This is a genomic window from Mycolicibacterium vulneris (assembly GCF_002104765.1).
Classification (GTDB): domain Bacteria; phylum Actinomycetota; class Actinomycetes; order Mycobacteriales; family Mycobacteriaceae; genus Mycobacterium; species Mycobacterium vulneris.
Window position 1 is genome coordinate 1 of the sequence record NZ_NCXM01000009.1, and the last position, 20,079, is coordinate 20,079.

Below are 20,079 nucleotides of genomic sequence, written 5' to 3' on the forward strand. Positions count from 1 at the left end.
AACTGTCAACCATCAACCGAAACACTGTCAGCCATCACCCGAAGACAAAATGTCAAGCATCAACCGAGGTCATACACTCTCTGACGTGCCCCCGGCAGGATTCGAACCTGCGACACCGGCTTTAGGAGAGCCGTGCTCTATCCCCTGAGCTACGGGGGCGGACGGGCCTGAGCTTACCGGCACGCCCGCCGGTAAATCGCCGCGGCGGTCAGCGCAGTTCGGCGATCACCTTCGAGAAGTTGTCGATGTTGTTGTCCTGCACGGTGAAGGACGACACACCGTACTTTTCGCGGTATGCGATCAGCGTGTCGGCGATCTCGCGGGGCGAACCGCTCAGCACCGAGGGCTGGGACAGGATCTGTTCGTCGGACAGGTCCGGCGAGTAAGCGCGGGTCAGCTTGAGGTCGGGCTCGGTCTCGCCGGCACGCGGCATCGCCGTGATGGCCAGGTTCAACTCGAGGGAGTCGAACCGGTCTCCCGCAGCCTTGCGGACGAAGTCCACGCGTTCGGCGAACGGGTCCTCGACATCGCGCACCTTGGAGCCGGTCAGCCCGATGATGTCGGCGTTGCGGGCGGCGATGGTCAGCACCCGGTCACCATTGCCGGCGATGATGAGCGGCGTCGACGGGTGGTGCTCTTTCAGGTACTTCGTCATGTGCTCGAGATAGTCGACCCGGGCGCCTGCGCTGGGATACGGGATCTCCGCGGCTTCGAACTCTTCCCGGACGTAACCGGTGCCAAGCCCGATCTCCAGGCGGCCGTCGCTGAGCAGATCCAGGCCTTGCATGTCCCGGCTGAGCAGGGCCGGCTTGTAGAACGCGGAGTTGAGCACATACATGCTCAGCCGCAGCGTCGTGGTGACCATCGCGACCGCGGTCAGCGTCGGGAACGGGGCCGCGGCACCCAAATGGTCGGGCACACAAAGAATGTCGAAGCCCGCGTCCTCAGCGCGCTTGGCCTTGTCGAGCAGTGCCTCGCGCGACTTGAAGAACCGCATGCTCATTCCGAAGCGAAAATCCTTGGCCACCAACATCTCCGTTCAACGATCCGACATTGACCAACTACGGGCGGCCTGCGCCAACCCCTCAATCAGGGCGCTGGTGACCGAGGACAAACCGTCATCACCCGGCAGCGGGCTGCGCGGGCTGATCCCCCTGACGCGGGCCGAGAGCTCCAGCTGGGTTCCGCCGTCCCGCACCCGGTTCACCGGGTTGCGCGGATGCAGGCCGCGCAATTCCGGCGGGATCTTGTCGAGGTCGGTGATCACCTGGTAGCCGGTGAGCTGAATGTGCTGGGTCAGGTGAGCGGCCAGCGCCCGGTTGCGGCCGCCGGCCAGCAGCTGGGTGCTGCGACCGTCGCGGCCGTACCCGTGCAGCGACACCGCGGCGTCGACATGGTCGAGGAACTCGGCGAGTCGCGGCGACTCGGCCGGGTCGAACAGGGCCGACGGCAGGTGATGCGGATAAGCGTCGGGATGGCGCACCACGTACACCGACGCGCCGGCGGCCTCGGCGGCACGTTCGGCGACCACGTCGGTCATCTCTTCCAGCCCGCCGCCATGGATCGCGAGAAAGCCGAACCGCGAACGTAATTGGCTGCTTTCGGTCACCCCGGGATCGCTCAGTAACGCCGCAAGTGACTGTGGCCCAGGGCCGGACGTCGACAACGATTTCGGGCGGGGCCAGCCGGCGGGATCCCAGCGGCGCAAGAAGTCGACCCAGCGTTGCGGCAACCCGTGCTGCGTGGCGCCGTCGATGATCTTGGGTAGGTAGCCCGGTCTGGGCGGGCCCGGCGTCACGCGGTGGTCGATGTAGACCCAGGCCGGCTCGGGTCCGTCATCGGTGTGCACGGTCATCTCGTCGCGCCGGTAGCGGACCGGCACCCCCTCGGCGCTGTCCAGCGTCGCCAGGTCACCGTCGGAGATCCGCCACACCACCCCGTACACCTGGTTGCCGGCGAGCGGCTCGACGGTGGCCACGCCGCGCTGATTGATCAGCCAGTCGTGATCGGCCAGCACGGCAGGCCGCGGATGCGCTGCGTCGGGGCAGCGTTGAGCCATCTGCCTGACGCATAGGTTCGACCCGTATGCGAAGTAAAGGTGCCGGAGGGCCGGCATTCAGCCCGTCACCGTCAGCCAGATGAGCACCACGTTAAGCAGACTAATCAATATGCCGACGGCCCAGCCGAGAATCGTCGTGATGCGGTGATTGGCGTCGCTGCCCATCAGCCCGCGATCGCTGGTCAGCTTGATCAAAGGCAGCACGGCAAAAGGTATTCCGAACGACAACACCACCTGCGACAGCACCAGTGCGCGGGTGGGGTCGAATCCCACCGCCAGGATCACCAGGGCGGGCACCAGGGTGATCACCCGCCGCAGCACCATCGGAACCGACCGGTGCAGCAATCCCTGCATGATCATGGCGCCCGCATAGGCGCCCACCGACGACGACGCCAGACCCGACGCGAGCAACCCGACCGCGAATAGCACCGCGATGGTCGCGCCCAGAGTGTTGTGAATCGCGGAGTAGGCGCCCTCGATGGAGGCGCTGACGTCACGGTGCTGCAGATTGACCGCGGCGATCACCAGCATCACGGCGTTCACCGTGCCGGCCACCGTCATCGCCAGCACGACGTCCCAGCGGGTGACGCGCAGCAGCAGGCGCCGGTGTGCCCCCTCGTCGGGATGCCCGTGCCGGTCCAGGACCAGGCCCGAATGCATGTAGACCGCGTGCGGCATCACGGTGGCGCCCAGGATGGCGGCCGCCAGCAGCACGCTTTCGGTGCCGTGGAACCGGGGCACCAATCCGCCGACCATCTCCTCAGGTGGGGCCGTCTTGACGAAGAAGCTTGCCGCGAACCCGACCGCGATGACCAGCAACAAGCCCGTGATGACCCGCTCGAAGATGATCTGCCCGCGCCGGTCCTGGATCCCCAGCAGCAGCAAGGCCACCAGGCCGGTGACCAGCCCGCCGGCCAGCAGCGGCAGGCTGAACAGAATGTGCAAGGCGATGGCCCCGCCGACGACCTCGGCCGCGTCGGTCGCGACGGCCACGAGTTCGGCTTGAGCCCAGTAGACCAACCGCGCCCCGCGGCCCATCCGCTTGCCGATCGTGGCGGGCAGGGAGCGTCCGGTGACCAGCCCCAGCTTCGCCGACAGGTACTGCACCAGGCCCGCCAGCACGTTGGCCACGACGATGACCCACAGCAGCAGGTAGCCGTACTGCGAGCCGGCGCTGACATTGGCGGCGACGTTTCCCGGGTCGACGTAGGCGATCGCAGCGACGAACGCGGGCCCGAGCAAATACCAGTTGCCCTTGAGCGAGCCCTGGGTGCGCTGCCCCAACGTGTCGACCTCGATTCACATCACCGAATAAGAAAGTGAGGTTAGTCGAACATCTCGGCGCGACCTGCAGCGGCTACGGCGTTTCCCGCCCTCGAGCCTCACTGCGGGAGGTAAAGCCCCTTGCCGGTGACCAGCGGCAGGTCCAGGGTTGTCACGATGCCGGGCTGGGCGGCCACCACCGCGGGGATCGCGTTGACGACGCGCATCGCGGTGGCCACCAGGCCGGCGTGGTTGTGATCGCCCTTGCGGCTGCACAGGCAGACGTCCATGGCATAAGACGGTTCGCCGGTGATCTCGATGCGGTAGGAACCGCCCTTCTGCGCGGGCTGCGGCCACTCCGGGCACAGGTCCTCGCGCAACCGGGTGACGTGTTCGAGGACGACGACGGGGTCGCCGTTGACCACGCCGAACACCTCGAAGCGCAACGCCGCGGCGGTGCCCTTGGCGATATGGCCCGAGGCGATGTCGAAATCCTCGGGCGCAGGCACCCGCACGTATTCCTGCGTCACCTCGTCGAGCGTGATGCCCAGGCCGGCCGCTATCTGCCGGATCACCGATCCCCACGCCAGGCTCAGCACACCGGGCTGCAGCAGCATCGGGATGTCGTCCATCGGCTTGCCGAATCCCATCACGTCGAACATGACCGCGGCGCTGTCATAGGTCGCGTAGTCGACGATCTCCATGCACCGGATCTGCTGGATGCTCTGGCAGGTACCCGCCAGCGCCAGCGGCAGCAGATCGTTGGCGAAGCCGGGATCAATACCGTTGACGTAGAGGCTTGAATTCCCTTCTTGCGCGGCGTCTTCCAGGGGCTTGATGAGCTCCTCGGGGATGACCTGCCATGGGTACTGCAAGAAGACCGGGCCGCTGCCGACGATGTTGATTCCCGCCGCCAGGACACGCCGGTAGTCCTCGAGCGCCTCAGGCAACCGGTTGTCGGCCAGTGCGTTGTACACCGCGCATTGCGGGCCGGTGGCCAGTACGGCATCCAGGTCGGTGCTGGCGAGCACACCGGTCGACTCGCTAAGCCCCGCAAGCTCCGCCGCGTCCTTCCCGGCCTTGGCGTCCGAGGACACCCAGACGCCCTTCAGGTCGAACTCCGGATTGGTGATGAGCGCGCGCAGGGCGTGGATACCGACGTTGCCGGTGCCCAATTGGACGACGGGGATGGGCATGACGTGCTCCTTAGCGGTCGGGGCTCACAGGTCCGGGACGGGGATGTCGAGGTTCGGGAAGGTCAGGCCGCCGTCCACCTCGAGCGTCTTGCCGGTCAAGAAATTTCCAGCTGGCGACGCCAAATACACTGCGGCAGCGGCAATATCGACCGGGTCGCCGAGGCGGCGCATGGGTGTCGCCTTCTCCATCGGCTCGCGCAATTCGTCGTTGGAGGCCACCACGTCCAGCGCCGAGGTCAGGATCGAGCCGGGTGCGATGGCGTTGACCCGGATGCGCGGGCACAGGTCCAGCGCGGACGACCGGGTGTAATGCGCCAGCGCGGCTTTTGCGGTGGCGTAGGCGGCGAAACCACGCCCGGCCAGCCGGCCCATGGTCGAGGTGATGTTGATGATGCTGCCGCCGCCGGAGTGCTCCAGCATCAGCGGCACCGCCGCGATGGTGAGCGCGTGAGCGGTAGCGACGTTGAAGGTGAATGCGTCCTTGAGGTCCTTGGTCGAGGTGGTCAGCAGCGTGTTGGGCATGGTGCCGCCGACGTTGTTGACGACGATGTCTAGTTTCCCGAATGCCTCGACGGCCTTGCCGGCCAGCTCCGCAGTGGACTCGGGGTGCGCCAGGTCGGCGGCCACGACGTGGGCCCGCCGCCCGACGGCCCGGACCTGTTCTGCGACGGCTTCTAGTTGAGACTCCGTGCGTGAGGAGATGAGGACATCGGCGCCCGCCTCGGCGAAGGCCAGCGCGATGGCCGCCCCGAGGCCGCGGCCCGCACCGGTGATGACGGCGACTTTGTCGTCGAGACGGAACCTGTCAAGGATCATGGCGGCCTCTCTTCATTTCGATGTCAGCCGACACGGTAGCAAGCCGCGCCGTCTCGGATCGGGCATTTCTGGAACAGGTTCTACTTTTGCACACGGGTGTGGCGATGCGGCCCGCAGCGCAGGCATACACGCGGCACCGGCCACCCACCTCTGCCGGGCGACCATTCGCCCGCCGTTAACCTTGGTGCTGTTAGCTGAACGGCGACGATCGTGTCTGGTCTTCACCGTGAGGAAGTAACTTGAGGCGCAACCGGTTTGGTGCCGCAATGGCTGTCCTGATGGCCGGTGGGCTGGCGTTGTCGGGGTGCGCGGGCAGCGAGACATGGGGGCGCGGGGCGACCCTGCCGGGCCACGTCGATTGCGGTGGAAAGAAGGCGCTGAAGGCCAGCGGATCGACCGCGCAGGCCAACGCGATAACCCGCTTCGTCAGCTCGTTCGAGCGGGCCTGCCCCGGCCAGACGCTGAACTACACCCCCAACGGTTCGGGTGCCGGCATTGGTGAATTCACAGGTAATCAAACCGATTTCGCAGGTTCAGACTCGCCGCTGGCCCCGATCGAATACTTCGCCGCCGAGGCGCGATGCGGTTCGCCGGCATGGAACCTGCCGGTGGTTTTCGGCCCGATCGCGATCACCTACAACGTCACGGGCGTCAACTCGCTGATCCTGGATGGCCCCACCACCGCCAAAATCTTCAAGGGCGCGATCACCGCCTGGAACGATCCCGCGATCCGGGCGCTGAACCCCGGCAGCCTGCTGCCCGCCGAGCCCATCCACGTCGCGTTTCGCAGCGACCAGTCCGGCACCACGGACAATTTTCAGAAATACCTGGACTCCGCGTCCGACGGCGTGTGGGACAGGGGCATCGGCAAGGCCTTCAACGGTGGGGTCGGCGAGGGCGCCGAGGGCAACGGCGGCACGTCGGCGGCCGTGAAAACGACCCAAGGGTCGATCAGCTACAACGAGTGGTCGTTCGCGTCGGCGCAGAACCTGGCGATCGCCAGGATCGTCACCTCGGCCGGCCCGGACCCGGTGTCGATCGATGCGGAGTCGGTCGGCAAGACGATCTCCGGCGCCACCCTGACCGGGCGGGGCAACGACTTGGTCGTCGACACCTTCTCGTTCTACAAGCCGACCCGGCCCGGCTCCTATCCCATCGTGCTGGCCACCTACGAGATCGTGTGCTCGAAATATCCCGATCCCCAGGTCGGCGCGGCGGTAAAGGCGTTCCTGCAGAACATCATTGGCGATGGACAGAACGGGTTGGCGGGCAACGGGTATATCCCGGTGCCCGCGTCATTCAAGTCGCGGCTGGCGGAGTCCATCAACGCCATCTCGTGATGTGAGACGGCGCGGGCGGGGCGCCGTGAAAGCCAACCGATTTTCTTTGCTGCCGGCGCGTGTCGAAGCGCTGTCGGGTACCGCCCGCGCCTACGTCGCCGTACGGTGCCACCGCGTTCAGCGATGAGCGCCGAACAATTTGCTCAACGTTCACCTTGTTACTGTTAGCTTCGTGGCTGCGAGACGGCTGGTCGGGCGCTACGGCTATCGACCGGCGGCGAGCCTGTTTCATCCCTACCGTAAGGAAGCGAATTGAAACTCAACCGATTCGGCGCCGTGCTGAGTGTCGTGAGCGCCGGCGCGCTGGCGTTGTCGGCATGCGGAAGCGACAACAACGGGACCGGCGCGAGCGCAACGAGCGGCTCCTCGTCGGGCAACGTGAGCTGCGGTGGAAAGAAGGCCCTCAAGGCCAGCGGCTCGACGGCTCAGGCCAACGCGATGACCCGGTTCGTCAACGCGTACGAGCAGGCCTGCCCCGGCCAGACGCTCAACTACACCGCCAACGGGTCGGGCGCGGGAATCAGCGAATTCAACGGTAAGCAAACAGATTTCGGTGGTTCGGACTCGCCGCTGGCGACCAGCGAATACGCCGCCGCGCAACAGCGATGCGGGTCGCCGGCATGGAACCTGCCGGTGGTCTTCGGCCCGATCGCCATCACCTACAACGTCGCGGGCCTCAATTCACTGAGCCTGGACGGCGCCACGGCCGCCAAGATCTTCAACGGTGCGATCACGACGTGGAACGACCCCGCGATCCAAGCGCTCAACCCGGGAGCCACCCTGCCGTCCGAGCCGATTCACGTCGTGTTCCGCAACGACGAATCCGGCACCACGGACAACTTCCAGAAGTACCTCGATGCCGCCTCCAACGGCGCGTGGGGCAAGGGCGCCGGCAAGACGTTCAAGGGCGGCGTCGGCGAGGGAGCAAAAGGCAACGACGGCACCTCGGCGGCGATCAAGGCGACCGAGGGCTCCGTCACCTACAACGAGTGGTCGTTTGCTCAGGCGCAGAAACTGAACACGGCCAAGATCATCACCTCGGCCGGCCCGGATGCGGTGTCGATCAGCGCCGACTCGGTGGGCAAGACGATTGCTGGAGCCAAGATCGTCGGCCAGGGCAACGACCTGGTGCTGGACACGCTGTCCTTCTATAAGCCGACCCAGGCCGGTTCCTACCCGATCGTGCTGGCCACCTACGAGATCGTCTGCTCGAAGTATCCCGACCCCCAGGTCGGTACGGCGGTCAAGGCGTTCCTGCAGAGCACCATCGGCGCCGGGCAGAACGGCCTGGCCGACAACGGCTACATCCCCATCCCTGACGCGTTCAAGTCGAGGTTGTCTGCTTCCATTAACGCCATCACATAACCTGAGGTGGTCTCGTGACACGAGGAACAGCAATCAGCCCATCGACCGCGGAGAAGCCGGCACTGACTGCGCTGAGCCAACACGTGGGGCGGCGGGCTGATCGACTGTTCAAGTTGGCGGCCGCCGCCGCCGGTTCGACGATCGTGGTCGCCATCCTGCTGATCGCGGTCTTCCTGTTGCTGCGCGCCATCCCGTCGTTGCGCGTCAACCACGCGAACTTCTTCACCAGCGCACAGTTCAGCACCACCGACCCGGGCAAGCTCGCCTTCGGCATCCGCGACCTGCTGATGGTCACGGTGCTGAGTTCGCTCACAGCGCTGGTGCTGGCGGTGCCGGTCGCGGTCGGGATCGCGGTGTTTCTCACCCAATATGCGCCCAGGCGGCTGGCTCGCCCGTTCGGGGCGATCGTCGACCTGCTGGCCGCGGTGCCCTCGATCATCTTCGGGCTGTGGGGGATCTTCGTGCTGGCTCCCAACATCGAGCCCGTCGCGGCGTTCCTCAACCGCAACCTGGGGTGGTTTTTCCTGTTCAAGCAGGGCAACGTGTCGCTGGCCGGCGGCGGCACCATCTTCACCGCGGGCATCGTGCTTTCGGCGATGATCCTGCCGATCGTCACGTCGGTCTCGCGGGAAGTGTTCCGCCAGACCCCGCACATCCAGATGGAAGCTGCGCAGGCGCTGGGTGCCACCAAGTGGGAGGTGGTGCGGATGACCGTGCTGCCGTTCGGCCGCAGCGGTGTGATCGCGGCGTCAATGCTGGGATTGGGCCGCGCGCTCGGCGAGACCGTGGCGGTGCTGATCATCTTGCGCTCCGCCGCTCGCCCGGGGAATTGGTCGCTGTTCGACGGCGGTTACACGTTCGCCTCGAAAATCGCCTCCGCGGCAGCCGAATTCAGTGAACCATTGCCCACCGGCGCCTATATCGCCGCGGGTTTCGCGCTGTTCGTCTTGACGTTCGTCGTCAACGCGCTCGCGCGCACCATCGCCGGCGGAAAGGTCAACGGATGACAGCCACGGTCGAAGCGTTCGACCGGCCGGTCAAAACCCAGGCGTTCCGGCCCGTCAGCATCCGCCGCCGGATCACGAACAACGCGGCGACGATATTCTTCGTCGCCTCCTTCGTCATCGCGCTGGTGCCGCTGGTCTGGGTGCTGTCGGTCGTGGTGGCCCGGGGTTGGTACGCGGTCACCCGGACCGGTTGGTGGACCCACTCGCTGCACGGGATCCTGCCGGAGCAGTTCGCCGGCGGCATCTATCACGCGCTCTACGGAACCGTGGTGCAGGCCGGGGTGGCCGCCCTCCTGTCCGTGCCGCTGGGGTTGATGACCGCGATCTTCCTGGTGGAGTACGGATCCGGGCGCCTGGTGCGGCTGACGACGTTCATGGTCGACGTGCTCGCGGGCGTGCCCTCGATCGTGGCGGCGCTGTTCATCTTCAGCCTCTGGATCGCCACCCTCGGCTTCCAGCAGAGTTCGTTCGCGGTGTCGCTGGCCCTGGTCCTGCTGATGCTGCCGGTGGTGGTGCGCTCCGGCGAGGAGATGCTGCGGCTGGTGCCCGACGACCTGCGCGAGGCCAGCTATGCGCTCGGCGTGTCCAAATGGAAGACCATCGTGCGGATCGTTTTACCGATCGCGACGCCCGGCATCGTGTCCGGAATCCTGTTGTCCGTCGCGCGGGTCATCGGCGAAACCGCGCCGGTGCTGGTGCTGGTCGGCTACAGCCGCTCGATCAACGTCGACATCTTCCAAGGCAACATGGCGTCACTGCCGCTGCTGATCTACACCGAGCTCACCAACCCCGAACACGCTGGCTTCCTGCGGATCTGGGGTGCGGCGCTGACCCTGATCATCATGGTCGCCGTCATCAACATCGTGGCGGCGCTGACCCGCTTCCTGGCCACCCGCAGACGCTGACCCGACAGCGGGTCAGGACTTCGACGACGCCTTCGAGGCCGCCTTCTTGGCCGGAGCCTTCTTGGCGGCGGTCTTCTTCGCGGGGGCCTTCTTCGCCGCGGCCTTCTTCGCGGGTGCCTTGCCGTTACCGGAACGCGCCTTCACGCTGGCCTCCAGCTTGGCGAGCAGATCCGAGACGTCCTCGGTCTCGTCCAGCTCCTTGGGCTGCTCCTCGGTGGTAAACGCTTCCCCGCCTTGGAGTTTGGCGTCGACCAGCTCTTGTAGCTGCTCCTGGTAGGTGTCGTGGTAGCGGTCGGGATTGAAATCCTCGGCCATCGACTCCACCACCTGACCGGCCATCTTGAGTTCGGCCGGCTTGATCTCGACCTTCTTGTCCAGAATGGGGAAGTCCGGATCGCGGATCTCATCGGGCCACAACAAGGTGTGGATCACCATCACGTCACGCTTGCCGAAGTCCTTGACGCGCAAGGCCGCCAGCCGAGTCTTGTTGCGCAGTGTGAAGTGGACGATCGCCATCCGATCCGTCTCGGCAAGCGTCTTGGCAAGCAGCACATAGGATTTCGACGACTTCGAGTCCGGCTCCAGGAAGTAGCTGCGGTCGAACAGCATCGGGTCCACCTCGCTGGCCGGAACGAACTCCAGCACTTCGATCTCGCGGCTGCGTTCCTCGGGCAGGGTGGCGATGTCGTCGTCGGTGATGATGACCATCTGACCGTCGTCGGATTCGTAAGCCCGGGCGATGTCACGGTATTCGACCGTCTCGCCGTCCACCTCGCAAACGCGTTGGTAGCGGATGCGGCCGTTGTCCTTGGCGTGCACCTGATGAAACTTGATGTCGTGGTCTTGGGTGGCGCTGTACACCTTGACCGGGACGTTCACCAGCCCGAACGCGATGGAACCCTTCCAGATGGAGCGCATGCAAGTCAGTATGCCCGTAGGGCCGCCGGCAAAACAGCACGGCAGGGCTACGACCTGGGATTGTCCGCCCGGGCTTTCGACTATCGGGGCATGCCCCTACTGATGCGAAGCCGCGTCCAGCGCGGCCCGATCCGGCAGGTCAGCTCCGGCGCGAGCGACCGTCAGCGCCGCGGACAGGCTCGCCGCCTCCAGCGCCGTCGTCAGCGCGTCCACCTTGATCCCATGTAAGTCGGCGCGACGGTCGCCGCCCAGCGATCCCGATTCCCACAGCGCGTCGAGCAGACCGGCCATGAACGAGTCACCGGCGCCGACCGTGTCGACCACGTGCACGGCGCGCGTCGGCACCCGGGCGACGCCCGTCGCGCAGAAGGCCACCGCGCCCCGGTCGGCCATCGTCACCGCCACGATGGCCGGACCCAAACGCAGCCACGTTTGCGCGATCTGCTCGGGCGGGTGAGCGGGGTCGATCCAGCGCAGGTCTTCCTCGCTGACCTTCACGATGTCGCTGCGCTCGATGAGGTGCTCGATGCGTTCGACGGCCAGTTCCCGGTCGGCGATCAGCGACGGCCGAACGTTGGGATCGAAGGTGACCGTGGCCGAGACTCGATACGTGTCGATCAGCGCCGCGACCGCCAGGCAGCCCGGATCCTGCACGGCGGCAATCGATCCGGTGTGGACGAAAAGCGGCGGGGCGACCGGCGGCGTTCCGGAGAGTCGCCAGTCCAGATCGAACACGTATTCGGCCGACCCGTCTTCGGCGATGGTTGACCGTGCGGTCGGCGTGCGCTGCGCGGTCCGGCTCTCCGAAACCAGTTGCACTCCTGCGGCTTCGACGTAGTCGACGATGCGCCGCCCGTACGGGTCGTCGGCGATCGCGGTCAGGAAGTCGACCTGGCGGCCCAGCCGACCGAGTCCGACGGCGACGTTGAGCGGACTGCCGCCGACATGCTCGTCGCTCCCGACGATATCGATCAGCGACTCACCGATCACCAGCCCGCGGATCATCGCACCAGGGCATCCAGTGTCGCGCGAGCTCCCTTGCTGTGCAACGAATCCAGGGCCCAGAGGTACGCCTCGACGAAGCGTGGCTGATGGGCCAGATCGCAGAACACCGCGGTGATCTCGATGAACACGGTGGGATTCTCGTGCTGCGACCTGGCGATCGGGATGAGCGAGTCCGCCAGCTGGTCCAACACCTCGTACGGGTTGCCCCACTCGTCGACCCCCTCGGCGTAGCGGGCCCAGCTCGCCACCACCGCTGCCGCCAGTCGGACCGGCCCGCCGTTGGCCAGGTTGTCGCAGATGACGGGATACAGAAATTTCGGGATGCGGTCCGACGAGTAGGCGCACACGCGCGCAACGGTGTCCCGCACGGCCGGGTTGGCAAACCGCTCGATCAGCGTGCGGCTGTACTCATGCAGGTCGATTCCCGGCACCGGCGGCAGCGTCGGAATAGCTTCGGATTCGAAGTAGGCACGCAGGAATTCGGCGAACAAAGGATCGCTCGCGGCCTCGTGGACGAACTTGAAGCCACAGAGATGGGCGAAGTAGGCCAGGCACTGATGTCCCGCGTTGAGCAGTCGCAGCTTCATCAGCTCGTACGGGCGCACATCGTCGACCAACAGCACGCCCGCTTGCTCCAGCGGCGGCCGACCGTCGGCGAAGGCGTCCTCGATGACCCAGGCGGTGAACGGCTCGGCCACCACCGGCCACCGGTCGTTGATGCCGAAGTCGCGTCGCACTTCCGCGGCCATCTCCAAAGTCGTTGCCGGGGTGATGCGATCGACCATCGAACTCGGGAACCGGGCGTGCTCCGCCACCCACTCGGCCAACTCGGGATCCATGTGTTCTGCGCTCGCGAGCACGGTGCGCCTGGCGACCTCACCGTTGTTCTCGATGTTGTCGCAGGAGACGATCGTCGGCGCGTTGATCCCGCGTTGGCGCCGTCGGGCGAGCGCCTCGGTGATCAAGGCGAAGGCGGGCCCATCGGGGTCGCGGTACCCACCTTCGGTGATGGTCAGTGAAATGATCCGGGTGGACGGGGCGGCAAGCACCTTCAACGCCGAATCCGGATCGTCCGGGGCGTAGCGGTAGTCGATGATCGAGCCGATCACCTGGGCATCGCGGCTGCCGTTGGGGTTTTCCAGGATCAGCGTGTACAGCCCGTCCTGGCCATTGAGGACGTCGCGCATGGTCCAGTCGGCAGGCATTACACCGACCCCGCAAATGCCCCACTCGCGCGCCAAACCTTGCTGCAGCAGCAGATTGATGTACGCGGCCTGATGGGCCCGGTGGAAGTGACCGGCGCCGATGTGCGCGATCCCGACGCTGACGCTGCCGCGGTCATACTTCGGCGCGTCGATCGGCAGCTCGGAGAGCGACGCATTGTTCAGATCGATCGCGTTGTTCAGGTTGATCGCGCTGGCCATCGTTGGCCACCTCCTCCCCGGGTCGCGGCCCGGATCGTTACTGCGAGGTCGATGTCCTACGGGAGTTGGGAACGTCCGGCCGGCACAGCCGACGGCAACAGGACATCAGCAAGAGCACGCCACGAATCGGTGATCGCGACTGCGCCGGCATCGATCAATTCTGCACGGCGGCAATCCCGTTCGTCGGGCAACACGAACATCAGGTTGCCGACGGTTGCGTACCCGGCCGCGACCGCGGACTTCACGCCGGCCACGGAATCTTCGATGGCCAGCCCCTGTTCGGGTGCGACGCCCAGTACCTGGCCGCAATGCAGATACACCGCCGGATCGGGTTTGCTTGTCGGCACTGGAAGAGAATCCTCCGCGCTGAAGGTCACCGCCTCCGGTAGCAGCGAGGCCAGACCGGTCGCGGTGAAGCAGGCACGCAGACGCTTGGTGGCGCTCGAGCTCACGGCCGCCAGTGCGTAGCGCGCCGCGAGGTCGCGCAACGGTTCGAGCACCCGCGGATCGGGGGTCAGGGTGACGGCCAGGTGTGCGGTGACCCGTTCACGCTCGTCGCGCACCCACCGCTCGAGCTCGTCGGCGCACAGCGCATGGCCGCTCGCCACGTCGGCGGCTGACGCGACCACCGCGGCGGTGCGGCCCTCGGCCAACGTCTGGTCGAGCGGAACCTCGCACTGCACCGCCAGGTCGAGAGCCGTGGTACGAAAGTTCTTCCCGACGGCGCGCTTACGCAACTCCTCGGAGCTGAGCGGGGCGGTCACGCCGAACCTGGCCAGGAAACGATTCGTCACCTCGGTCGAGGCGTCGAATGCCGGCCTCTCCGACCCGAATAGGTTGTCATCGGCGTCGCAGAGCAAGGTGGTGATCGGCGCCGGGTCGAATTCGCGCACGAAGGTCAAGCCCGCGGTCATCGTGCCACCAACTCCCGCTGGTCGTGGCGCAGCGCGTCACGCAGCGTGGGCAACACACCGCGCGCGTCGATATCCGCGATCATGTCGCCGAGGCGCTCCGCAAAAAGGGGGACCGCGCGCACCTCGGCGAACATTTCGTGCCCCAGCAGCGGATCGGGATTACTGCTTGCCATGTTGGCCAACCTAGCCACCGGTATCGCCTGCGAGTCTTCCAGGCGGAGCTTTCGTCCCTGGAGGTCATGGCCGCGCATGTAACGGGCCCATCCGGCGACCGCCAGCATCAGCAGGGTGTGTGGCCTGCCCTGCGCGATCGCCTCCTGCAGGGAGGGCAGCACGAACGTCGCGATCTTGCTTGTTCCCCGGCGGGCCAGCCGAGGCAGCTGGTCACTCATTCGGGGATTGCCGAGCCGGTCGAGCAACGTGCGCCGGTATTCGGGTGTGTTCATCCCGGGGACCGGGGGCAGCAGCGGCTGAATCTCGTCACGCAGCAGCTTCTCGACGAAATCGAAGATGATGCCGTCGCGCATCGCTTCGTCGGTGCGCCGGTAACCGGCCAGGATGGCCAAGCATGCCAGCGCGATATGGGTTCCGTTGAGCAGCCGGGTCTTGATCAGCTTGTGGTCGCTGACGTCGGCAACGAACTCGGCACCGACCTCGTGGAGCGGCGGCCGCCCGTTGCTGAAGGAATCCTCGATCACCCACTGGCAATACGGCTCGGTCACGACGGGCCATTTGTCGGCGACGCCGAACGTCTCCTCGACGAATTTGAGCTCCGCCTTCGAAGTTTGTGGGGTGATGCGATCGACCATGGTCGACGGGAACGCGACATGCGTGTCGATCCAGCGGGCAAGCCCGGGGTCCTTCAGAGCGGCGAACGACACCAGCGCGGTCCTAGCCGGCTGGGTGTCACCGGGGATGTTGTCGCAGCAGAGCACGGTGAACGGCGCGATGCCGGCGTGGCGACGCCGGTCCAAAGCTTCGGCCAGGTACCCCCACGCGGTGGCGTAGTTGCCGGACGCGACCAGGTCGGCGCGCACGTCGGGATCGTCGGCGTCGAACTCGTCGGTGACGGGATTCAGGAAGTACCCGTTGCCGGTGATGGTCAGGCTGACGATGCGGGTTTGGGGATCTGCGAGGGCGGCGCGGACGGCCGTCCCATCGTTCGGTGCGTAGTGCACGGAGCCGATCGAGCCGACGACGCGGGCGGTTTGGCGATCGTGTCCTTGCTGTACCACGGTGTACAGCCCGTCTTGCGGCGACAGCAGGTCTTTGACGTCCGGGGAGTGGAGGCTGACGCCGGTAACCCCCCAACGGTCGGAGATGCCCGCGCGGGCGAGATCGTCGAAGTAGACGGCCTGGTGCGCCCGATGGAAGTTGCCCGCACCGATGTGGACGACTCCGCGGCCGAGGGACGACCGGTCGTAGGTTGGAACGTCGATTCTCCGGGAATGCAGTCGTAGGGTCGCATCGCTGAGCGGGACGCCGCTGTTTCGACGCCACGGGGAGGGGATCACGTCAAACATTGAGTGTCTGTGCCCGGGCTCGGTCGCTAATCCAACACTTTCGTGGGTCATGTCACAAGGTCAATTGGTGATTGGACGATTAGCCGTGGTCAAAGCGGTTAACACGCGCGAAACGCGTAGTTTGACAACATGGCGCCGCGGCTGAAACTGACCAACGCAGAGAAGGTGCTGTACCCCGCCACCGGGACCACGAAGAGTGACATCTTCGACTACTACACGCGCATCGCCGAGGTGATGATTCCGCACATCGCCGGGCGGCCGGCCACGCGTAAGCGCTGGCCCAACGGTGTCGAGGCGGAGTCGTTTTTCGAGAAACAACTGGCCTCTTCGGCGCCCGACTGGCTGCCGCGCGCCAGCGTGACGCATCGATCCGGAACGACGACGTATCCGATCATCGACAGCGTCGAGGGTCTGGCCTGGATCGCCCAACAGGCCGCGCTGGAGGTCCACGTACCGCAGTGGCGCTTTGTCGCCGAGTGGACCCGTAGCCGGGCCGAGGAACTGAAACCCGGCCCGGCCACCCGCCTTGTGTTCGACCTCGACCCGGGTGAAGGCGTCACGATGGCCCAACTGGCCGAGGTGGCGCGCGCCGTCCGCGAACTGATCACCGCGATCGGGTTGACCACCTATCCGCTCACCAGTGGCAGCAAGGGCCTGCACCTTTACACGCCGCTGCAGGAGCCGGTGAGCAGTAAGGGCGCGACGGTGTTGGCCAAACGCGTTGCGCAACAACTGGAAAAAACGATGCCCACGCTGGTGACGTCGACCATGACGAAGAGCCTGCGGGCCGGAAAGATCTTTCTGGACTGGAGTCAGAACAACGGCGCCAAGACCACCATCGCGCCGTACTCGCTGCGCGGACGTGAACAACCCACCGTTGCGGCGCCGCGCACCTGGGAGGAACTCGACGACCCGTCGCTGCGCCAGCTGCGTTATGACGAAGTGCTGTACCGAGTCGCCCGCGACGGCGATCTGCTGGCACCCCTGGACGAGGATGCGCCGGTTTCCGATCGCCTGAGCAGATACCGCAGCATGCGCGATGCGTCGAAAACCCCCGAGCCGGTACCTGTCGCGAAACCGGCTATAGGACAAGGGAATAGCTTCGTCATCCAAGAACACCACGCCCGCCGGCTGCACTACGACTTCCGGCTGGAGCGGGACGGCGTGCTGGTGTCCTGGGCGGTGCCGAAGAACCTGCCCGAAACGACCTCGGTGAACCACCTGGCGGTCCACACCGAGGACCATCCGCTGGAATACGGCGGGTTCGAGGGCATCATCCCCAAAGGCGAGTATGGCGCCGGGAAGGTGATCATCTGGGATTCCGGAACCTACGAGGCCGAAAAGTTCAATGACTCCGCCGAAAAAGGGGAAGTCATCGTCAATCTGCACGGCGGCAAGATCTCCGGACGCTATGCACTAATTCAGACCAACGGCGACCAGTGGCTGGCGCACCGGATGAAGGATCAGAAGGTCTTCGACTTCGACACCATCGCCCCCATGCTGGCCACCCATGGTTCGGTGACGGCGCTGAAGGCGGGCCAGTGGGCGTTTGAAGGCAAATGGGATGGCTACCGGCTGTTGATCGAGGCCGACCACGGCGCCATCCGGGTACGGTCCCGGCGCGGCCGCGAAGTCACCGGCGAATACCCCGAACTACGCTCGCTCGCAGAAGATCTCGCGGAGCACCACGTGATCCTCGACGGTGAGGCCGTCGTCCTGGACTCCTCGGGTGTGCCCAACTTCCATGAGATGCAGAACCGCGGCCGGGGATCGCGCGTCGAATTCTGGGCGTTCGACGTGCTCTACCTCGACGGCCGCTCGCTGCTGCGGGCCAGGTACTCAGACCGGCGCAAGGTGCTGGAAATGCTGGGCGCCGGCAGCGATCTCATCGTTCCCGAACTGCTGCCCGGGGACGGCGCGCAGGCGCTCGAGCACTCCGGCAAGCGTGGCTGGGAGGGCGTGATCGCCAAGCGGCGCGACTCCACCTACCAGCCCGGCCGGCGCTCGTCGTCCTGGATCAAGGACAAGCATTGGAACACCCAGGAAGTCGTCATCGGCGGCTGGAAGGCGGGGGAAGGCGGACGCAGCAGCGGCATCGGCTCACTGCTGATGGGCATCCCGACCGCGGACGGCCTGCACTTCGCGGGCCGCGTCGGCACCGGGTTCACCGAACGCGACCTGACCAACCTGAAGAAGACGCTGGCACCGCTGCACACCGACGATTCCCCCTTCCACCCGCCGCTGCCCCGCAGCGAAACCCGGGGCGTCACGTACGTCGAGCCGGTTCTGGTCGGGGAGGTGCGCTACAGCGAGTGGACCCCGGATAACCGGCTACGCCAATCGAGTTGGCGGGGGCTACGGCCGGACAAGAAAGCAAGTGAGGTGGTACGCGAGTGAAATGGGTTACCTACCAAGGTGATGACGGCGAGCGCGTCGGGGTCCTCTCCGGCGACACCATCCACGCGCTGCCGGCGGGCGTGACGCTGCTCGACCTGATCGCGCGAGGCTCTGACGGACTGCGGCAAGCGGGGGAGGAGGCGCAGCGCTCCCCGGCGGCGTCGGTACCGCTCGCCGACGTCCGACTGCTGGCGCCCATCCCGCGCCCGCCGTCCATCCGGGATTCCCTGTGCTTCCTGGACCACATGCGCAACTGCCAAGCCGCGCTGGGCGCCGGACGGCTGCTCGCCGACAGCTGGTATCGCATTCCCGCGTTCTACTTCGCCTGTCCGTCAACCGTTTTAGGGCCCTACGACAATGCGCCGACAGCACCCGGTTCCGCTTGGCAGGACTTCGAATTGGAGATCGCCGCGGTGATCGGGGCCGGCGGCAGGGATCTCACCGTCGAGCAGGCCGAACAGGCGATCATCGGCTACACCATCTTCAACGACTGGTCCGCGCGCGACCTGCAGCAGATGGAAAGCCAACTGGGTATCGGACAGGGCAAGGGAAAGGACAGCGGTGTCACGCTGGGTCCCTACCTGGTGACCCCCGACGAACTCGAGCCGTACCGCCAGCCGTCCCATCCAGGCAGGCTGGACCTGCGGGTTACCGCCCTGGTCAACGACGCCATCATCGGTACGGGGTCGACGGCCCAGATGGACTGGACGTTCGGCGAAGTCATCTCCTACGCCTCGCGCGGCGTCACCCTCAACCCCGGCGACGTCATCGGCTCCGGAACGGTGCCCACCTGCACACTGGTCGAGCATCTCAATCCCGCTGCGCTGGAATCGTTTCCCGGCTGGCTACACGACGGCGACGTCGTCACGCTCCAGGTCCAGGGCTTGGGGGAGACCCGCCAGACCGTCCGCGCGAGCCGCGCGCCACACGCGTTGGCCGCGCGGCCCAACCCGGACGCCGCGCCCGCAGCGCCGCGGGTCAATCGGGCACCGGCCCGGGTGCCTTACACCCGCGGGCTGCATCAGGTCGCCGACCGGGTGTGGGCATGGACGCTGCCGGACGGGGGCTACGGGTGGAGCAACGCCGGGCTGATCGCCGGCGAGGACGCGTCCCTGTTGGTGGACACTCTGTTCGACCTGGCGCTGACCCGCGAGATGCTCACCGCGATGCGGCCCATCACCGGGTCCGCGCCCATCACCGACGCGTTGATCACCCACTCCAACGGCGACCACACCCACGGCAACCAACTGCTCGACGCGTCGGTGCGCATCATCGCCGCGCACGGAACCGCCGAGGAGATCGAGCACGGGATGGCGCCCGAGATGCTGGCCATGGTGCAAACCGCCAACCTCGGGCCGGTGGCGACCCCGTACACGCGAGAACGATTCGGGCACTTCGACTTCAGCAACATCACGCTGCGCAACGCCGACCAGACCTTCGAGCGCAACCTGTCCGTCGAGGTCGGCGGGCGGCGGATCGACATGCTGAATCTGGGTCCCGCGCACACCGCCGCCGACTCGGTGGTGCACGTGCCCGACGCGGGAGTGCTGTTCGCCGGCGACCTGCTGTTCATCGGCTGCACGCCCATCGTGTGGGCCGGTCCGATCGCCAACTGGGTCGCGGCGTGCGACACGATGATCGCGCTGGACGCGCCGACGGTGGTGCCCGGCCACGGCCCCGTCACCGATCCGGACGGAATCCGCGCGGTGCGTGGCTATCTCGTGCACGTCGCCGAACAGTCCGAGGACGCCTACCACCGGGGGTTGTCGTGGGCCGAGGCCGCCGACACCATCGACCTCGGCGAGTACGCCACGTGGCTGGACGCCGAGCGCGTCGTCGTCAACGTCTATCAGCGGTATCGCGAACTCGACCCGCAGACACCGCAATTGGAGGTCATGGCCCTGCTGGTGATGCAGGCCGAGTGGCTGGCCAAGCGGTCCGCGTGAC

Annotated in this window: 16 protein-coding genes and 1 tRNA gene; 6 read left to right on the forward strand and 11 right to left on the reverse strand. The window is 66.3% G+C overall.

Annotated features, from left to right (window positions below; all coding sequences use genetic code 11):
- Positions 1 to 86: 86 nt before the first annotated feature.
- From B8W69_RS10315 to B8W69_RS10340, 6 genes are all read right to left on the reverse strand, one after another.
- Positions 87 to 159, reverse strand: a tRNA-Arg gene (locus B8W69_RS10315).
- A gap of 49 nt (positions 160 to 208) precedes the next feature.
- A complete protein-coding gene (locus tag B8W69_RS10320; protein WP_085289734.1) occupies positions 209 to 1,033 on the reverse strand; it encodes an LLM class F420-dependent oxidoreductase in 825 nt (274 codons plus the stop codon).
- A 6-nt stretch (positions 1,034 to 1,039) separates the two neighbouring features.
- Entirely contained in the window at positions 1,040 to 2,116 is a 1,077-nt protein-coding gene (locus tag B8W69_RS10325) for a poly-gamma-glutamate hydrolase family protein (RefSeq protein WP_085289735.1), read from the reverse strand.
- Positions 2,117 to 3,358 carry an Nramp family divalent metal transporter gene (locus B8W69_RS10330; RefSeq protein ID WP_439330602.1) on the reverse strand — a complete coding sequence of 414 codons (1,242 nt, stop codon included), beginning with the start codon at positions 3,356 to 3,358 and terminating at the stop codon, positions 2,117 to 2,119.
- 83 nt (positions 3,359 to 3,441) lie between these two features.
- A complete protein-coding gene (locus B8W69_RS10335; protein WP_085289737.1) occupies positions 3,442 to 4,518 on the reverse strand; it encodes an NAD(P)H-dependent amine dehydrogenase family protein in 1,077 nt (358 codons plus the stop codon).
- Positions 4,519 to 4,542: 24 nt separating this feature from the next.
- Positions 4,543 to 5,334 carry an SDR family oxidoreductase gene (locus tag B8W69_RS10340; protein ID WP_085289738.1) on the reverse strand — a complete coding sequence of 264 codons (792 nt, stop codon included), beginning with the start codon at positions 5,332 to 5,334 and terminating at the stop codon, positions 4,543 to 4,545.
- 239 nt (positions 5,335 to 5,573) lie between these two features.
- On the opposite strand from B8W69_RS10340, the gene pstS (B8W69_RS10345) reads away from it, so the two are divergent.
- The 4 genes from pstS (B8W69_RS10345) (at position 5,574) to pstA (ending at position 9,951) form a co-directional block, all read left to right on the forward strand.
- Complete coding sequence (pstS, locus tag B8W69_RS10345) at positions 5,574 to 6,674, forward strand: phosphate ABC transporter substrate-binding protein PstS (RefSeq protein ID WP_085289739.1); 1,101 nt, start codon at positions 5,574 to 5,576, stop codon at positions 6,672 to 6,674.
- A gap of 252 nt (positions 6,675 to 6,926) precedes the next feature.
- The gene (gene pstS / locus B8W69_RS10350; RefSeq protein WP_085289740.1) at positions 6,927 to 8,039 is read left to right on the forward strand and encodes a phosphate ABC transporter substrate-binding protein PstS; all 1,113 of its coding nucleotides are present in this window, start codon (positions 6,927 to 6,929) and stop codon (positions 8,037 to 8,039) included.
- A gap of 32 nt (positions 8,040 to 8,071) precedes the next feature.
- On the forward strand, positions 8,072 to 9,046 hold the full coding sequence (gene pstC / locus B8W69_RS10355; protein WP_085289882.1) for a phosphate ABC transporter permease subunit PstC: 975 nt from the start codon (positions 8,072 to 8,074) through the stop codon (positions 9,044 to 9,046).
- Positions 9,043 to 9,951, forward strand: a complete 909-nt coding sequence (pstA, locus tag B8W69_RS10360) for a phosphate ABC transporter permease PstA (RefSeq protein WP_085289741.1) — start codon at positions 9,043 to 9,045, stop codon at positions 9,949 to 9,951. The genes pstC and pstA overlap by 4 nt, the downstream gene beginning before the upstream one ends.
- 12 nt (positions 9,952 to 9,963) lie before the next feature.
- Here pstA and ku read toward each other — a convergent pair whose 3' ends face one another.
- The 5 genes from ku to B8W69_RS10385 all read right to left on the reverse strand — a co-directional run bounded on the left by ku (position 9,964) and on the right by B8W69_RS10385 (position 15,735).
- Positions 9,964 to 10,869: a non-homologous end joining protein Ku gene (ku, locus tag B8W69_RS10365; protein ID WP_085289742.1), complete on the reverse strand. Its 906-nt coding sequence runs from the start codon at positions 10,867 to 10,869 to the stop codon at positions 9,964 to 9,966.
- Positions 10,870 to 10,965: 96 nt separating this feature from the next.
- The gene (locus tag B8W69_RS10370; RefSeq protein ID WP_085289743.1) at positions 10,966 to 11,874 is read right to left on the reverse strand and encodes a carbohydrate kinase family protein; all 909 of its coding nucleotides are present in this window, start codon (positions 11,872 to 11,874) and stop codon (positions 10,966 to 10,968) included.
- Positions 11,871 to 13,298 (reverse strand): mannitol dehydrogenase family protein, encoded by a 1,428-nt coding sequence (locus B8W69_RS10375; protein WP_085289744.1) that lies wholly within the window; start codon positions 13,296 to 13,298, stop codon positions 11,871 to 11,873. The genes B8W69_RS10370 and B8W69_RS10375 overlap by 4 nt, the downstream gene beginning before the upstream one ends.
- Positions 13,299 to 13,354: 56 nt before the next feature.
- Positions 13,355 to 14,212: an HAD family hydrolase gene (locus tag B8W69_RS10380; protein WP_085289745.1), complete on the reverse strand. Its 858-nt coding sequence runs from the start codon at positions 14,210 to 14,212 to the stop codon at positions 13,355 to 13,357.
- Positions 14,209 to 15,735 carry a mannitol dehydrogenase family protein gene (locus B8W69_RS10385; RefSeq protein WP_085289746.1) on the reverse strand — a complete coding sequence of 509 codons (1,527 nt, stop codon included), beginning with the start codon at positions 15,733 to 15,735 and terminating at the stop codon, positions 14,209 to 14,211. Before B8W69_RS10385 ends, B8W69_RS10380 begins: the two co-directional genes overlap by 4 nt.
- Before the next feature lie 129 nt (positions 15,736 to 15,864).
- Between B8W69_RS10385 and B8W69_RS10390 the strand changes: the two genes are divergently transcribed.
- Both B8W69_RS10390 and B8W69_RS10395 read left to right on the forward strand, forming a co-directional pair.
- On the forward strand, positions 15,865 to 18,132 hold the full coding sequence (locus B8W69_RS10390) for an ATP-dependent DNA ligase (protein WP_085289747.1): 2,268 nt from the start codon (positions 15,865 to 15,867) through the stop codon (positions 18,130 to 18,132).
- Positions 18,129 to 20,078: a fumarylacetoacetate hydrolase family protein gene (locus tag B8W69_RS10395; protein WP_085289748.1), complete on the forward strand. Its 1,950-nt coding sequence runs from the start codon at positions 18,129 to 18,131 to the stop codon at positions 20,076 to 20,078. The genes B8W69_RS10390 and B8W69_RS10395 overlap by 4 nt, the downstream gene beginning before the upstream one ends.
- Position 20,079 lies beyond the last annotated feature (1 nt).

Excerpts from the sequence above, each read along its gene's own strand:
- pstA (WP_085289741.1), top strand. The coding sequence starts at position 9,043 with ATGACAGCCACGGTCGAAGCGTTCGACCGGCCGGTCAAAACCCAGGCG.
- B8W69_RS10335 (WP_085289737.1), bottom strand. The coding sequence starts at position 4,518 with ATGCCCATCCCCGTCGTCCAATTGGGCACCGGCAACGTCGGTATCCAC.
- B8W69_RS10320 (WP_085289734.1), bottom strand. The coding sequence starts at position 1,033 with ATGTTGGTGGCCAAGGATTTTCGCTTCGGAATGAGCATGCGGTTCTTC.
- B8W69_RS10370 (WP_085289743.1), bottom strand. The coding sequence starts at position 11,874 with ATGATCCGCGGGCTGGTGATCGGTGAGTCGCTGATCGATATCGTCGGG.
- B8W69_RS10390 (WP_085289747.1), top strand. The coding sequence starts at position 15,865 with ATGGCGCCGCGGCTGAAACTGACCAACGCAGAGAAGGTGCTGTACCCC.
- B8W69_RS10380 (WP_085289745.1), bottom strand. The coding sequence starts at position 14,212 with ATGACCGCGGGCTTGACCTTCGTGCGCGAATTCGACCCGGCGCCGATC.
- ku (WP_085289742.1), bottom strand. The coding sequence starts at position 10,869 with ATGCGCTCCATCTGGAAGGGTTCCATCGCGTTCGGGCTGGTGAACGTC.
- B8W69_RS10325 (WP_085289735.1), bottom strand. The coding sequence starts at position 2,116 with ATGCCGGCCCTCCGGCACCTTTACTTCGCATACGGGTCGAACCTATGC.
- B8W69_RS10375 (WP_085289744.1), bottom strand. The coding sequence starts at position 13,298 with ATGGCCAGCGCGATCAACCTGAACAACGCGATCGATCTGAACAATGCG.
- B8W69_RS10340 (WP_085289738.1), bottom strand. The coding sequence starts at position 5,334 with ATGATCCTTGACAGGTTCCGTCTCGACGACAAAGTCGCCGTCATCACC.
- B8W69_RS10385 (WP_085289746.1), bottom strand. The coding sequence starts at position 15,735 with ATGTTTGACGTGATCCCCTCCCCGTGGCGTCGAAACAGCGGCGTCCCG.